The 16,099-nt window shown below is 41.5% G+C and carries 14 protein-coding genes and 1 riboswitch; of the genes, 5 read left to right on the top strand and 9 right to left on the bottom strand.

Going from position 1 to position 16,099, the window contains the following annotated elements:
- Nucleotides 1-160 precede the first annotated feature (160 nt).
- The 6 genes from A9267_RS14855 to A9267_RS14830 all read right to left on the bottom strand — a co-directional run bounded on the left by A9267_RS14855 (nucleotide 161) and on the right by A9267_RS14830 (nucleotide 7,418).
- Entirely contained in the window at nucleotides 161-3,382 is a 3,222-nt protein-coding gene (locus A9267_RS14855) for an efflux RND transporter permease subunit (protein ID WP_065109734.1), read from the bottom strand.
- A 9-nt stretch (nucleotides 3,383-3,391) separates the two neighbouring features.
- Nucleotides 3,392-4,567, bottom strand: a complete 1,176-nt coding sequence (locus A9267_RS14850; RefSeq protein WP_065109733.1) for an efflux RND transporter periplasmic adaptor subunit — start codon at nucleotides 4,565-4,567, stop codon at nucleotides 3,392-3,394.
- Nucleotides 4,568-4,633: 66 nt separating this feature from the next.
- Nucleotides 4,634-5,983: a TolC family protein gene (locus A9267_RS14845; RefSeq protein ID WP_231919152.1), complete on the bottom strand. Its 1,350-nt coding sequence runs from the start codon at nucleotides 5,981-5,983 to the stop codon at nucleotides 4,634-4,636.
- Between the two features lie 223 nt (nucleotides 5,984-6,206).
- On the bottom strand, nucleotides 6,207-6,635 hold the full coding sequence (locus tag A9267_RS14840) for a hypothetical protein (RefSeq protein ID WP_065109732.1): 429 nt from the start codon (nucleotides 6,633-6,635) through the stop codon (nucleotides 6,207-6,209).
- Between the two features lie 162 nt (nucleotides 6,636-6,797).
- Nucleotides 6,798-6,992, bottom strand: coding sequence for a DUF3012 domain-containing protein (locus tag A9267_RS14835; protein ID WP_055022800.1), 195 nt, complete (start codon nucleotides 6,990-6,992; stop codon nucleotides 6,798-6,800).
- Nucleotides 6,993-7,064: 72 nt separating this feature from the next.
- A complete protein-coding gene (locus A9267_RS14830; protein ID WP_055022801.1) occupies nucleotides 7,065-7,418 on the bottom strand; it encodes an STAS/SEC14 domain-containing protein in 354 nt (117 codons plus the stop codon).
- 160 nt (nucleotides 7,419-7,578) lie between these two features.
- Between A9267_RS14830 and arfB the strand changes: the two genes are divergently transcribed.
- The 3 genes from arfB (at nucleotide 7,579) to A9267_RS14815 (ending at nucleotide 9,020) form a co-directional block, all read left to right on the top strand.
- Nucleotides 7,579-7,995, top strand: coding sequence for an alternative ribosome rescue aminoacyl-tRNA hydrolase ArfB (gene arfB, locus A9267_RS14825; RefSeq protein ID WP_055022802.1), 417 nt, complete (start codon nucleotides 7,579-7,581; stop codon nucleotides 7,993-7,995).
- A gap of 147 nt (nucleotides 7,996-8,142) precedes the next feature.
- Nucleotides 8,143-8,586, top strand: a complete 444-nt coding sequence (gene aroQ, locus A9267_RS14820; RefSeq protein ID WP_065109731.1) for a type II 3-dehydroquinate dehydratase — start codon at nucleotides 8,143-8,145, stop codon at nucleotides 8,584-8,586.
- Between the two features lie 32 nt (nucleotides 8,587-8,618).
- Nucleotides 8,619-9,020: a DUF3859 domain-containing protein gene (locus A9267_RS14815; protein ID WP_065109730.1), complete on the top strand. Its 402-nt coding sequence runs from the start codon at nucleotides 8,619-8,621 to the stop codon at nucleotides 9,018-9,020.
- A gap of 31 nt (nucleotides 9,021-9,051) precedes the next feature.
- On the opposite strand, the gene A9267_RS14810 is transcribed toward A9267_RS14815, so the two are convergent.
- On the bottom strand, nucleotides 9,052-10,950 hold the full coding sequence (locus A9267_RS14810) for a tetratricopeptide repeat-containing diguanylate cyclase (RefSeq protein ID WP_197495549.1): 1,899 nt from the start codon (nucleotides 10,948-10,950) through the stop codon (nucleotides 9,052-9,054).
- A 310-nt stretch (nucleotides 10,951-11,260) separates the two neighbouring features.
- Between A9267_RS14810 and A9267_RS14805 the strand changes: the two genes are divergently transcribed.
- Complete coding sequence (locus tag A9267_RS14805; protein WP_065109728.1) at nucleotides 11,261-12,268, top strand: class I SAM-dependent rRNA methyltransferase; 1,008 nt, start codon at nucleotides 11,261-11,263, stop codon at nucleotides 12,266-12,268.
- A gap of 119 nt (nucleotides 12,269-12,387) precedes the next feature.
- On the opposite strand, the gene A9267_RS14800 is transcribed toward A9267_RS14805, so the two are convergent.
- Together A9267_RS14800 and A9267_RS14795 are read right to left on the bottom strand one after the other, a co-directional pair.
- Nucleotides 12,388-13,650 carry a tetratricopeptide repeat protein gene (locus A9267_RS14800; protein WP_065109727.1) on the bottom strand — a complete coding sequence of 421 codons (1,263 nt, stop codon included), beginning with the start codon at nucleotides 13,648-13,650 and terminating at the stop codon, nucleotides 12,388-12,390.
- A gap of 266 nt (nucleotides 13,651-13,916) precedes the next feature.
- Nucleotides 13,917-15,341 (bottom strand): hypothetical protein, encoded by a 1,425-nt coding sequence (locus tag A9267_RS14795; RefSeq protein WP_065109726.1) that lies wholly within the window; start codon nucleotides 15,339-15,341, stop codon nucleotides 13,917-13,919.
- 51 nt (nucleotides 15,342-15,392) lie between these two features.
- Nucleotides 15,393-15,470: riboswitch (cyclic di-GMP riboswitch) on the bottom strand.
- A 350-nt stretch (nucleotides 15,471-15,820) separates the two neighbouring features.
- Here A9267_RS14795 and A9267_RS14790 point away from each other — a divergent pair.
- Nucleotides 15,821-16,030: a TOBE domain-containing protein gene (locus A9267_RS14790; protein WP_055022809.1), complete on the top strand. Its 210-nt coding sequence runs from the start codon at nucleotides 15,821-15,823 to the stop codon at nucleotides 16,028-16,030.
- The last annotated feature ends 69 nt before the right edge of the window (nucleotides 16,031-16,099 follow it).

Below are 16,099 nucleotides of genomic sequence, written 5' to 3'. Positions count from 1 at the left end.
TAAATATTTATACATTTTTTTCGACTCGATAGTCTCTAAAGGGGTAGATAATGTCAAGGTATCGGAAGGTCGTAGAAATCAGAGTGTGACGGCACTAGAAGATATGAATAGTAACCCAACTAAAAAGTTGGGTTACTTTTTGAAGTCTAGAATCAAGAAACTACTTTTTGTGTTTTGCCTTATACAACCACAAATACATAGTCGGCAATACCAACAGCGTTAATGCTGTCGAGCTAAATAAACCGCCAATAATCACTATCGCTAACGGTTGCTGGATTTCACTGCCGACACCCGTTGACAGTAATATTGGGATGACTCCTAATGCTGAAGTTAATGCCGTCATCAACACAGGGCGCAATCGGCCGATAGTGCCTTCAAACACGCTGGTTTGCAGTGATTCAGATTGATTGTGTTCTTCTCGCCGCTGATTAATGGCATCCACCAGCACCACACCGTTAAGCACCGCCACGCCAAATAAGGTGATAAAGCCAATAGCGCTTGGCACTGACAAGTATGTCCCAGTAACGTAAAGCGCGACTACTCCGCCGATTAACGCTAACGGCACATTCGCCATAATGAGTCCCACTTGTTTAAGTGAGCCGAATGAGAAAAACAATAACAAGGCGATTAATCCAATTGAAACCGGCACCACTAGCATCAGCTTGTGCTGTGCTCGTTGCTGGTTTTCATATTGACCACCGACGACCACGGTATAGCCTGCTGGCAGCTGCGCCTTTGGCACAATGGCATAAATATCATTTACAACCGAGCCCATATCACGGCCAGATACATTAGCTTGCACCACAACGCGGCGCTGTACATCATCGCGACGAATATTCGGCGGCGCCATTTCTACAGCCACTTTGGCCACATCACCTAAACGAACTTGGGCACCATTAGCGCCGCGCAAAATCAAATCACGCAGTACATCTGGCGAACTGCGGAACTGCTCAGCTAATCGCACGTTGATATCATAGCGGGCATTACCATCAATCACTTGTCCTGCACTGACGCCACCAATACCTTGGCTTACCAAACTCATCACTTGATCGACACTTAAGCCATATCGAGCCAGTTGATCACGTAACGGCCGAATAACCAATTGTGCTTCGCCGCTGACTTGTTCAAGCGACACATCAACAGCTCCTTCAACCTCGCTAACCAGTTCCGTTAGTCGCTGACCTTTTTCAGACAATACCGCTAAGTCTGGGCCGAAGATTTTAATGGCTAATTGCGCTTTCACCCCTGAAAGCAATTCATCTACACGGGTGGCTATCGGTTGTGAAAAGGTGAACAACAAGCCAGGAAAGATATTCAGTTCATCTTCCATTAAGTGCTGCAGTTCAAAACGATTGTCAGCACTTTTCCATTCATCAACAGGCTTTAAACCAATGTAGATTTCAATATTACTCACAGGCTCTGGATCGCCGCCAAGCTCTGGTGCGCCAATACGACTTAATGCATATTCCACCTCAGGGAAATCCATCAATATCGCCTCGATTTTTGGTGCGATATCGAGTGATGTTTGTAAGCTTGCTGTCGGCGCTAAAGTCACCCGAAGGTTAATGGTGCCCTCTTCAAGTTCAGGCACAAACTCGGTGCCTAGCTTGGGTACTAGCATCATACTCACAGCGAACATCGCCACCGCCGTTACCATGACTATCGCAGGTTGCTTCATGATGATTGCCAATAGCTGACGATAAACTCGTTCAATAGGGGCAAGTATCGGGCTTTGCTTGACGCTAACCCCACGATTAAATAAAAACACTGCTATGGCTGGCACAGCAATCAGTGCGACGAGTAATGCTGAAACCATCGCCAGAATAATGCTCACCGCCATCGGCTGAAACATTTTTCCCTCAACGCCTTCTAGTGCAAACAACGGCGCAAACACCACGATGATAATTGCGGTCGCAAAGAAGATGGGGCTACACACTTCTTTAGCCGCTAACATCACCTTACTCACGGTAAGCGCGGTTAGTTTGTGATCCAAACGATGACGCTCAAGCTGTTGCGCTGCGAATGTTTTATCACCGACTTGGTTTAAATCTGAATCCGCTTGCTGCAAAGTCAGGTGCTTAAAAATGTTTTCAACCATCACCACCGAGCCATCAACTAACATGCCTATAGCCACCGCCAAACCACCCAGTGACATTAGGTTCGCTGACATGCCGTAATAAGACATGACCATCAACGCTAAACCAATCGAGATAGGAATTGATAACAGCACTAATAACGTCGCCCGCAGATTAACCAGAAATAAGACTAAAATAATCACGATGAACACAAATGCCATTAGTAAAGCATTAACAACGGTAGTGACAGCTTGCTTAACCAGGTCTGATTGATCGTAAAACACCTCAAACGAGACGCCTTTGGGCAGTGACTGCTCAATCAAACTCACCCGCTCGTTAATGTCATCAATCGTGGCCTTAGTGTTCGCCCCCATGCGTTTTAGTACAACGCCAGCAACAACCTCACCCATGGCATTAACTTCAGTTTTGCCATTCACAGGGTTTAGCTCTTTACGGGTAAAGGTTACTGCACCCACACGAATTTCACGGCCATATTCAACTTGTGCAATATCAGCAACTCTAACTGGGGTGCCTGCCACCTCTGTTAATGGAATTTGTGCTATTGCCCTTAATCCCGCATCACCTGAAGGCAGTAACCCATAACCACGAACAACAAGCTGCTCCTGTCCTTGGGGCATAAACCAGCCACCAGCATTACGATTATTACTCTCCAGAGCCTCTGTCACTTGTGCCATTGTTAGGCGGTAACTGAGTAGCTTGTTGGGGTCGATGTTCACTTGGTATTGACGTACATCACCGCCAAATGACAACACCTCGGTAACACCGCCAACAGGCATTAAAATCAACTTCACTAAGTAATCATTGAGACTACGTAGCTCTGCGGCATCAACGCCTGATTCAGGTGTTGCCCGCAAGATATATTGATAAATCTGTCCTAGCCCTGAGGTATTCGGCCCAATCTCAGGCACGCCGACACCCTCAGGGATCATTTCTTTTGCTGCTTGTAACTGTTCAAAAACTTGCTGACGGGCAAAATAAATATCCGTCCCTTCAGCAAAAACCACGGTCACTATCGACAAACCGGTGCGTGACAGCGATCGAACTTCAGTCACCTCAGGCAGGGCATACATGGCAGATTCAACAGGGTAACTAATGAGTTTTTCTACCTCTTCGGCAGCTAATCCTTCGGCCTCGGTATTCACCGTAACTTGTACATTGGTGACATCAGGAAAGGCGTCCAGATTCAGCTTTGGCAACATGAATACACTAGCAATAACAATAGTGAGCAACGCCAAACCCACTACAAATCGGTGTTTAACCGCTGTTTCGATTAACTTATATAACATGCTCAGCTCCTAGTGGTTGTGAATATCAAAACCTGCTTTTGCAAGTTCAGACGCCAACAAAAACGCACCACTGATCACCACATGAACGCGAGGCTCAATACCCCTAACCATATTCATTCCGCGTTGGCTTTCAATCACTTCAACCTCGACCGCTTCAAACCCATCTTCATCTTGGATAAACACTTGCCAATCACCATCGCGACTGCGGGTCAAAGCGGCATCAGGTAACACGACACCACCATCGAGACTATTTGGTAGATACAACTCCGCAAATTGTCCAGCATGTAAACCGTATTCACTATTATCGATGCTCACTAATACTTGTTCTGTGCGCGTCACCAAGTCCAATTCATGGGAACGGCCAATAATCGTCCCCTCAATGGATATCTCATTGACTCTGACTAATGCTTTATCGCCATTATTTATCCCCGCAGCCTGATGAGCAGAAAGCTGAGCTTCGACCCATAAGTGTGACTCGTCCGTTAACTGCATTAACGGGCTTCCACCAGCAGAAACCTGACCTATCAAGGCCACATCTTGCTGCACCCGGCCATTGATCGGTGCCAATAATTGATAACGACCAATGGACTCAGGCTTGGTAATCAATTGATTGATTTGCAATGCCGTCATACTGAGCGCTTCGAGGTTGGCACGAGTCAGCTCAGCTTGTACTTTTGCCACTAATCGTCGACTTTCACTGACGGTGTTTTTACTCATCTGTTTCACTCTATTCCACTCAGCTGCTGCGGTAATATAATCCGCTTGCGCTTGAGCCACTGCCGCGCCGCCCAAGGTCAGTAAAACTTGATTTTTATTGACTAACTGGCCTGGCACCACATGACGTTTTAGCACTCTGACATCCAACTGTGGCGCTAGGGTGACGGTATGATCTCGATCGACAATGAGGGTTGCTGTAGCCACATCATCTAAGTTAAATGTGCTACTTGATAAGCTCATCACTTCGATACCAGCCATTTGCTGCTGACGGTCAGTAAGCACTAACGCATTGCTATGCTCATCAGTGATTTCATTCTGCAGAGTAATGCGATCGTTTTGTTGTGGTTTCTCGGCATGGTTATGCCCGGGCCCCGCTAATACTTGGGGGATATAGCAAATTGACACCAGTATCGCGATAACAGTTAGCGAGCGTTTGCTCAGTTTTTTATCAAGATGTTGAATATTCATAATGTTCCTTTTAAGCCGTTATTCGCTTTATAAACTCAACAAATAACCACTCAATATTGTTGTTAGTTAATCAGCTAAAGCGTCGGTAGTTGCTGACTTATTGGTCATAAAATGCTGCTGTAGCACTTGTTCAAGCTGCCCGCTGTCGCCCATCCACGTTAGCCAGTGTTGATACAAATTGGCCTCTAAGTTGACGCCAGCAACAAAGCTAGTGCTCATTTGCCGCTGACTTTGCAGATAATCACTGGTGCTAATATCACCTGTTTGCCATTGGCCTGAAATCAAAGCTGTCGCCTCTTGACCTGATTGCTCAACTAATTGCTGCCAGTCTTGATAGCGTGTTAATAATCTTGGGATTGCACGAGTAAATAGCTGCCACTGTTGATGCAGTGCCTTTTCTGTCGCTAGATAAGATTGTTCAGCAATGGCAATGCTTTCGTTCGCTGCAGCAAAGGAGTCGTGGTAGTTGTTGCGGACGGTTAATGGAATCGACACACCTAGCCCCCATTTATTATCACTACCTTCACGCTCTGCGCTGAGGCTAATACTGGGATCTGCAGATAAGTCAGCCTTTAACTGATTCACCTGCAATTTGGCTAGCATGACTTGTTGATAGGCCGTTTTTAATGCGGGTAACTCTGGAGTGACTCGTTGGCTTAATGTCAGCTCTAATAAACTGTTTAGCGTTATATTAGGTACACTCTCATGGCCTAATAAGGTGTAGACTTCTGTTTCTGCAACAAGTAATGCTTGCTCTGCTAAAGCCAAAGCGGCTGCATTGTTGGCGACATCAAGACGCATGAGTTGCAGTTCAACCATAGCAATATCGCCTACTTCGACACGCTGCTCAGCCAATGCAAGTTGCGCCCTTGCTAAATCAAACTGCTGTTGATTAAAAGCGAACAAGGTTTGATTTTGTTGCAGCGCCACTATTGCCAACAATTGTTTTGACAGTATCTGACTGCGCTCAACTGCCACTTCCGACAAGGTGATTTCTGACTCCAATTGCGCTAATCGAATTGCTGCGCCTCGCTTATCACTCCAATCAATGGTTTGACTTAAGGCGATAGTGAAGGTGTCGTCCTCCGGTGCATGTTGATAATCCACACCAAGATCTGGGTTATAAATCGCATTATCTGCGGCTGATAACTTCAATAAAGCTTGGCGTTTTAACGACATTTGGGCCTGTATTTGTGGCAACTGTTCAAAGCTGAGCATCAAGGTGTCAAACCACGATTGAGTACTTGTAGTAACATTAGTGCGCTCAAATGCTGAGTGAGCAGTGTTATGCATTGGCCGATTAAAGGTGCTCGCTAACGCCCCTTCGGCATGCACAGTGTGTATAGACGCAATACTCGCCCCCATCATGCTTAAATGCATAATAAGCGCTGAAGAAATAATAGATTTATTCATCATTTATTCTCGTTTCGACCTAAGTCAAAATCTAAAATTAATTGATGATTAATCGTGCAAAGCTGTTATCACCCTGAAATTATCTGGATGCAAAAATAGTTTTCTAAGCGAGTTAACCTTTTGGCGACTTATAACTAGCCTCAATACAGGCTGCCTCAAACCCAATAGGATGAGACAGAACCAGTCGGTTAAAACGATAACTATGCAAAATTAATCAGTTAAGTCATTAACTGATTAATAAAATAGGAGGGCGGTAACTTAAGCGTGCTTCTGGGGGAATGTAAGTTTGAATAACAGTTTTTGGCGCTTCAGAAATTATTGCCACAGGCATAAGCTGAGCGACAAAATCAATTGTTGCGCTATGACCACCGTGACACTGACAATCTAAACACAGTTCATAATCTTGGTTGTCAGCCAATAATGTATGGTTATGGATTTCAGATGCTGTCGAGGTTGCATTAAATAAGTGAGCAAAATCATCAGCTTTATCGCAAACATCAGCTGGTGCTGAAAATACGATGTGGGAATGGTTCACTTGTTCGTTTTCGCCATCACCAAGATGCAACTGATGCTCGCCTAAGTTAGTGCTGATAAATTGCAGCAACATAACGGCGACCATTAATTTTGCACATGTTTTAATGGCTGACAATGACACAAATGACCTCTGATAAATAACTCCTAGCCAAGCACTTAACAAGCAAGTTAAATAGCTTAATGAAAGTACTGGCTAGTCATAAGACAATGAGTTTACCTAAAAGTGCTAAACCCGCTAGCCTTGAATGTCATAATAAATAACGCGATCACGGTTTATGATCATTTAGAATACACAATGCTTGGCATAATCAGCCGCTTCATTAGCAGTCCAATCACCACTAGGCTTATCTTTCATTTGTTTACACCAAGCTTCACTTCCTACTTCAGGCGAGCAAGCACTCAACCCTAGGACCAATGCTGCTGCAGCAAAAATAATCGTTAGTTTAGCCGCTAAACGGTTGGTTTTATTATTGAACATTTAATTTTACTTCCTTGAATTTATAACAAAAATATATCTAAACTGGTTTTATGTCGCAACACGACACTGACATCACTGCTTAAGCCATGCTATGGCTTGTTGTTTTTGCTCTAACGGAAACCACGCTACTTCACCTTGCATAAATGGCGCAAGTAAATTAACCGAGTTACCTACCCAGTCAGGGCCTCCTACAAACACCAAAGCATCAAATGGCGGTAATTGAACTTTATCTCCGCCCATTAATGAACTGACATCCCACCCTTCTAGCAACACATCAGCTTCGATGTATAATTTTACTTGGCCACTATTGTCACGATACTGAGTAATCAATGGTTGCAAGTGCGTTTGGTAATCATGGGTCGATAAACGTCCACTAACAAACAAGCTAATGACACCTGGGGAAATATCAGGGATTTGGCACAACATAACGCAACTCCAAACTGTCTATGCGGCTGCATAACGATGTATCAACATCTGTTTCAGCCTATATTATTGTTGATAGTAGCAAATCTTATCCGCTGTACTAAACAAAAGTTTGTTAAGCTAACCACAGTTATGATTTAAAAAAGTGAAGCGTTTTAGCACAATGATCAATATTACCAACCGTGTCAGCATTGAAGATAATGAAATTGAATGGCAATTTATCCGTTCAAGTGGTGCAGGTGGCCAGCATATCAATAAAGTGTCAACTGCGGCGCAGATCATTTTTGATATTAGGCAGTCTTCACTCCCTGAGTTTTATCAGCAAAAGTTACTAGCCAAAGCCGATCACCGCATTACTAAAAGTGGCAAAATTATTATTAAGTGTCAGCAAAGTCGTAGCCAAGATTTTAATCGACAACTGGCACTAGAGCAGTTTATTGAATTAGTGAAAAGCGTCGGGATTGTTCAAAAAGCCCGAATTGCTACTAAAGCAACTAAGGCTAGTCAGCGTCGCCGTGTTGACGCAAAAAAACAGCGCGGAGCGACTAAAGCGCTACGAAGAAGCAAATCTGATTATTAGCCATTACCGCGGGTTATCATGAAAATAATTCCCGATTTGGCTATCATTATCATGATAAATTACACTCACTTAAGTCCAATCATTTGATCAGTAACATCGCAATTGACTTAACGCAGCGAGCTGCAACACTTTTAGCAAGGAATGAACATGTCAACGCAAGCAAAAGTTTTATTGGTTAACGGCCCGAACCTTAACTTATTGGGCCGCCGAGAGCCTGGATTATACGGTGACGATAACTTAAACACCTTGGTTGAAAATGCTCGCCAATTAGCTCAACAGTCTGGCTTAGGGTTTGATCATATTCAATCTAATGCCGAGTATCAGCTTATCGATGCGATTCATGCAACTGACGCTCAATTCATTATTATTAACCCTGCAGCGTTCACTCATACAAGTGTCGCACTAAGAGATGCGATCTTAGGCGTTAACATTCCCTTTATTGAGGTTCACATTTCAAATGTGCACGCCAGAGAGCCCTTTAGAAGTCATTCTTATTTTTCAGATAAAGCACAAGGGGTTATTTGCGGGTTAGGCATTCAAGGTTATGAGTTTGCAATGCAAGCAGCGATTAAGCACATTAAGGCGAAATAATCGCTACCCAAGTCAATTGAATTTAGACGTTTATGAGTAAATTAAAAGCAGATATCAAGATAATCCAATCAGGCATCTTCAGTAAGTGGGACTCTGAAAGTGATGAGCTCCCCCGCTTTTTAGAAGCGACAGTCCATGTGCCAGCCGTAATAGACATGGAGTTCGGCTTTGTCACTCGCATTAAAAAAGCGAAAAACCAAGTGCTTAAATATTGTATCTATCATCCAAATATCCCTGATGCAGAAGGTAATATTGAAGCGCCTTACGATGGCGAAGTGTATATAAAAGAAAATGATTGGAAGTTTTATTTAGGCGATTGTATTTGGGCACCTGTGAGTAACAAAGTGGGAAACTGGCGCATGACACTAGAACTCAATGGCAAACTGATTGCCGATAAAACCTTTAAGGTTCATTCTGTACCTTCAAATTCCTAAGCAAACCTTGGCAATGTACGAGCTTTGTAAACTATGAAGCTTCAATAATTGCCCCATCGATAAAAGCACAGTTTCGTCCATGTGATTTAGCCTGATACAACGCACTATCGGCTAAAGTGAGATAATGCTGCCAATGTTGCACAAGTTCAGACGATAAAATAGGCTTAGTTGCCCCAATAGAAATCGTCACCTTGAGTGAATGTCCAGAATATTCTACCGGGGTATCTGCTATCACCTGATTAAATCGTTCCAAGATATGCTGTTGCAATTCATCAGACTCAAGCGCTAATAATATCAGGAACTCTTCACCGCCCCAGCGAGCGAGCACATCGTTTGCTCTGATTCTGTTTTGCAAACGAGTGGCGCATGCCATTAACACTTCATCGCCAGCGTCATGACCATGGGTATCATTGATTTTCTTGAACAAATCACAATCCAAAATGAGCACACTGTAATACTCTACCCCTGTTTTAGTGATTTTATGCTCAACAAAGTTATTTACAAACCGGCGATTGTATAAACCCGTCAATGGGTCTTTATTCGATTGCATATAGAGATTTTTGTTGGTTGAACGTAATGTTGAGATGCGTTTTTTATTAGACGTATAGCGATGAATGAGAAGCGCGATTCCGATAGTTAATCCACTAAACACTAAGATCCACAACTTTTCTTGGAGCTCTTTTTTCTCTAAGGTGGCAGCTTTTAAGTTATTCTCCGCAGTCAATAACGCAATTTTTTCATCTTGTAATTGCGCATCGAATTTCACTTGTAACTCATAGATTTGTTTTTCACGTTTATCGAACAGTTGCCGTTGAGTGCCTTCATAATAAGTGGTCAAATGTGCGAGTGCTTCAGGGTACTGAGCCGTTTCTTGGTAAATTTGGGCAAGTAATTGATGTGTTTTTAAGAGCCAATCTTGATTATTAATATCTTCAAAATCTAGCAATAATTGGTTTGCATACTCTGTGGCTTGCTCATAGTTTTTTTGACTAAATCTTACCTCACTTAAACCATATAAACATTGCTTTGATGCTAGGGGATCTAAGGCTTCGTGAGCAAGGGATAGACATTCCAATATAATCGGCTCTGCTTGGCTCATTTGTTGTTGCTGCAACAATAATTCTGCTTCAGTCCATAATGCATTTACAATTAACTGCACATTGTCTGACTGACGTGCTGCAACTGTACTCTTATGGCTAAAATCTGTCGCGGCGGCGATATCGTTAACCTGCAACATCAAATTACTGGCATTACTATATAAAACAACCAGTAGTTCATAACTGATATTGTCGTCCTTCAACAACAATTCGGCGGCTTTCTGATTGTATTCAATGGCATTTCGCCAATCTTTCAATCTCGAATAAACCACTGAAATATTTGAATATATTCGACCTAGAAAATGATGTTGGTTACTCTCATCTAACAATGAAATGGCTTTTTGATAATCACTTAAAGATGCTTCGTAGTCTAAATTGCGTGAGTGTAATATACCTCGAGTATTGAGTGCTCTTGCTAATAGTCGCTCATAATGTATCGATTCACAGATTACAATCGCTTGCTCAATATAGTCAAAAGCCTGTTTGCTTTCACCTTGGCGGGCAGCGAGGATCCCTTTTAAGGTCAAGCCTTCTGCAAGGATCCAATCCAGCTGTTGCGATTGACCATACTCAAATAATTTCTCAGCAGACTGGGACGCAGCATCGAGATCCGATTTTGCAACAGCAATATTATGGAGAATGCGATAATAAACAGCGGTGTAAAACACATTATTATCAAACACGCCTGACGTGTTCATGCTTGTTATGGTATTAAATGTGTTATCTGGTGAATTTTCTGCTTGAAAATAAAGCTCAACCAGCTCTCGCCCTTGCTGACTATCATTAATCGTGAGCAAAGGGTCAAAAACCAGTTCATTGGCAGATAAAGTCAAGCTAAAACCACATAGGCCCAGGATACAAAACAACATTTTTTTAGCGGAAATACAAAATAGCTGCTTCAAATAAACCTCTAAATCCTAACCAATCAACCTACGGGCTCAGTAATATATGCCCTATTCAATAGCTGAAATACTATTAACATCTGAAAACTGAGCCTCCATCACTAAATTTATGGATAATCTTCTTTTAGCCTAGGCGCTATTGCCACAATTACCAGCCTTTCAGGCTAGGGATTTCCCCTTAATCTAGTAAAGCTTGATATAATCACCGTTTATATCTCTATTCGCCACTGAGCACTTATTTATGTCTTTGCAAACATCATTAACCCATGCCATCGATCGTAGAGCAACATTTCTCGCTCAAGCAGAAGCCAGTCAAACAGATTGCTATCGTATTTACCATGGCACTGTTGAAGGTGAAAATGGACTGAATATTGATCGCTATGGCAATGCATGGTTAATTCAAACATTTCACCAAACCCTAACTGAAACGCAGCTGGAAGCATTGACTCAAGTCCTCACAAAATTAACGGCATTACCTGTCATTTATAATGATCGCTCAAAACGCAATTCCCGTGTCGAAAATGCACTACAGAGTGACCATCACGAATTTGCTTGCTCTGAACAAGTCATTAAAGAGAATGGCATTCAATTTACGTCTAAATTACGCCATGAAGGACAAGACCCTCTGCTGTTTCTAGACATGAGAATTGGCCGTGAATTTGTTAGAGAGCATAGTGAACATAAAACGGTGCTGAATTTATTTTCATACACCTGCGGCATCGGCACTGCGGCAGCAATGGGCGGGGCAACTAAGGTCACAAACGTAGACTTTTCTTCTTTTGCATTAGCGGCTGGAAAGAAAAATGCCGAACTTAATGGCGTGACAGAAGTGTGTGAGTTTATACAAAGTGATGCTTTTCCAGCTTTACGTCAGCTTGCAGGCCTTAAGGTCGGCGGACGCCGCGGGCAAAAATTACCTAAATACCCAAAGCTGCCAGCAACACAATTTGATTTAGTCTTTCTCGATCCCCCTCGCTTTGCTAAAAGTCCATTTGGTACTGTCGATTTAATCAATGATTACCAAGGCTTATTTAAACCTGCCATGCTAGCTACAAAATCTGGCGGCACGATTGTGTGTTGTAATAATGTCGCTAAAGTGGAGCGTGATACTTGGCTGAAGAGCTTAATTCGCTGTGTTGAAAAACAAGGTCGGCGTGTGACTCATCAACAATGGATCCACTGCCATGAAGACTTCCCTTCATTTGATGGCAATCATCCGTTAAAAATGGTCGCGCTAAGCATTGACTAATACCAAAGCGCATCCAAAGCTGAGAACTGAGTATTGATTAGAACGCAGTAGCCTCCGCTTAAACTCAGAAATTAAAAAGCCGCAATATGCGGCTTTATTATTATTGATTAACTGCTCTACTAACGATGACTAGGGCTATTACTTTGCTTAAGCCAAGATAATTTTGCTAAGTACTTTTGCTGACTCTTGCCCATAGATGTTAACTCCAATGCTTTTTCGAGCGTTTTTTTCGCACTTAACACTTTGCCTTGTGCATTCTGCACTTTGGCGAGTTCATAATAGGCTTGATGATAATAAGGGCTATTATTGATAAACTTTTTTAAGAATGCTTCTGCAGCAAAATAGTCTTGCTGTCTCGTCGCTTCTTGTGCCATTGAGTACCAACCGTAAGGTGTCTCATTCTCTAGCTGAATGAGTTGCTGATAAATGGCATCAGCTTCTAGTACTTTACCTTGTGAATATAATGAATAGTTATAGTTACTTAATAATGTCAGTGAGTTAGATTCAAACTGTAGGCCATATTGATAGTAAGCATCAGCAACGTGATAATCTCCCACTCGTCGATGCACCACAGCCATCATATTAATCAATGGAATATACTTAGGGGCAAGTTGTAAGCCTTTTTCTAACAGAGAGTAGGTCAAGGTTAAGTCATTGGCGAGAAGGGCATCTGCAGCGAGGTTACGATAAAACATAGCAAGAAACTCATCTTCACTGACCACCGCTCCCGTGCGATCGTTTCTATCAGGGAAATAATCTATGACGGTGAATTCACTACCATTAATATATACACCGCCAGCATCCGTTTCATATAAAAAGGTACGGACATGATCTGAGGTCACGACTAAGTCATTTGAAATATGCGTTAATAAAGGCGCCGAGTGGACAACTTGAAAAACAGCTCTCACGTTTAAATGCTTTGCCACACCATACGTCAGCATAGCTAAAGCCATGCAATTACCAGACTTATTTTGCCAAGCTTGAGCCGTATTATAATTTAAGCCTTCGTAATTAAAATTAACCATTTTATTGTTAATAAAACGAACCACTTGATATCGCTTCGAAAGCTCAGCAATCTCAGGCCTTGCAATAAAGGCTTCAAGCTCTTCGACTTGATCTGGTAGTAATGCTGACAAACTCTCTACCGATGGAACTAAGTTATTTTTTGCTATATCCAAATCTATTGCGTTAACAAAATAAGCGCCATTTTCAGGAAGAGGCATTACATTTAATTTGGCTGAAGAATGCGAGGTGGTGCTACAACCTGCTAATAAAAAAGATAACATGCCGCCAAAGAACAATGGCGTTAAGTAACCAACTATATTTTTGCGAAACGGTTCAACTGCGGTTCCTTTTATCGTTAATCGCAACATCCTGAGCATAAACACCTCTTATCATCCTTAATATTATTCATTCTGCAATATTCACTGCTTCATAAGCGTAATGAGCCATTGATATTGACATTAAGCTCATGCTTACAAATTCTAACCTAGCACACTTTTTATACACACCTCCAATAGTAAGTGATGAAAAATAATTTCAAACAAACAAAAATCCTCCTTTTAAATAGAGTCTTATGGAAAAATCAACTAATAAAAAGGCTGCCAATTGGCAGCCTTTTAGTTCATTAAATCAAGCAACGTGCGAATTAATCTTCGTTAGAAAGCGTCATCTTATTTAAATCGATACCATCACTATTCTCTACATATCCCTGTTGTGTTTCTGGGATTTTATGCGTTTTATCTTTAATGGTAATTCTTGATAATCGACATTCAGCATAAACCTCTGGAGCGAAGTTATATTCGAATTTATCGTTAGTTTGTAATTCAAAAGGTTTCTCTGGATCAGCAGAGAAATGTTGATTTGCCAATAAAGACACACCGTTTAAACTATCGTCCATACAACCTAATAATTTAACCGCAATCACTCCTTTTTCAGCATACTCTTCATAAGTACCATTATTACCTGTGTACTCGTTAAGGTGTAAGGTTTTACCTGAAATAGGGCAGCTAGCATTAATACCATTTTCTTTTAAAATCAGCTTAAGCTTTCCTGCTTGACCCAAAGATAAGAAGGTATTTTTAGCAGTACTAAAGATATTTTCTTCAATAGAACGACTTTCGTCATCAATAAGCTTATCGCCTTTCGTCCAATTTAGTGTTGCTTGTGTTAAGTCACAGCCCATTAAATTAGGATCAACGTCTCCCACTAAACAACGCTTTAGATCACGACTAAATTCAGGATAATAAGCCGCACATTCTAATTCACGATCATTGTCTTCAGTCTTAAATGCTTGCACACCACGGATCAAGACACCGTAACTATCTGGAAAACCACTGTCACGTAAAATCACAGGCGTATAAAAACGATCAGCTGTAAACGTTATCCAAGCTTTTTTAAAGCCTTGATCCAGTGACTCACCTTCGACAGCGTCAAGTGATAAGTTATGTTTTTCCGAGCCTACTCGTACAATTAAATCACGATATGCATTTGCTTCATTTCGTGCGCCATGAGCTTCATAATCATAGTCACGCTTTTGATATTTAACAGAAATGGCATACTTTGCACCTGGAACTGTTGGCACATAAGTGCGCATTCTAACGGTTCCAAGTTGAGTTTCACCGCCACAGGCATGCGTATCTAATTCAGCAGCATAACCTTCACCGTCAATACCATATGTTGTGGCATAACCCACTTCCATTTTGGCATCGCATGCTTGGTTACGTATATTCTTAATGGCGTCGCGGCGCTCATCACCTTCTAGGTTTTTAACTTGTGCCCATTGCTCAGGGAACATTTTCTTTAACGTTTTACGGGTCCATTGAACATCAAAGTACATTTTCTCATCTTCAGAGTACAATGCCTTCAGTTCTCTCTTTAACGAATTAGGGTTTTCTTCTTGTAACTCAGAAAAATCTAAATCATCAATGATCCCCCAAGAGCCATGATTAAACTGCTCTTCATAGCCGTAGAAGTATTGTCCTGATACCAGTTCAAGTTCATCAGCTTGAGCTACAGAGGCCGTGGAACAAGACAGTGCTAACAGCATCCCTAATTTAGTTGTCAATTTCATTTAAAATCCTAGTGTTATAAGTTGCACAAAATTATCTGTCATCTTTTAACACTCAGTAATGCAGCCCACAGACCCGACTGTGCTGTCACTTTGCGTCCTCATTTTGCAATGAGTTTGCCATTAGAGTATCTACAGTTTAAAAAAACACGCGAATTTTAACACCAGCACCAAGCAGTTAACAAGTCAAATTATTGACTATTTACATTATTATAACTCACTGATAATTAATGAATGTTATATAGGCTCACAAGATAATGGCATAACAAACATTGAAAATTACAACTAATGAATGACATACAATAAGCAAGATAAAGTGCAATTTCATAAACTAAACTGCGATATAGCCCCCAAAACCACAAAATACTAACTAAACTTATAACATTAGCCGCATTATCTTATTGCAAACAATTTTTTATAAGATAAGTTAATTATATATATCATTGATATACATTCACTTACTACATAGAGATTTCAAAAATATGAAAATCAGCGCACGTAATTCACTTGTTGGAAAAATTCTTTCTATTGAAGAAGGTTCAGTTAATAACGAAATCGTTATCGAATTAGCTGCAGGTGTTGAAATCACTTCTGTTGTCACTAAAAAATCTTGTGAGCAACTAGGTTTAGTGGTTGGTGGCAATGCTTATGCCATTATCAAAGCTAGCAATGTTATGGTTGCAGTAGATTAATTTTCTATTTTAATTTTTGGAGTGCAGCTTTAATTGCGTTCTAAAGCATTATAATAGTGATAAAAATGG

Source organism: Shewanella sp. UCD-FRSSP16_17 (assembly GCF_001675935.1).
GTDB classification, from domain to species: domain Bacteria; phylum Pseudomonadota; class Gammaproteobacteria; order Enterobacterales; family Shewanellaceae; genus Shewanella; species Shewanella japonica.
Note: the sequence above shows the minus strand (reverse complement) of the source record. Positions and strands in the feature narration are given on the sequence as shown.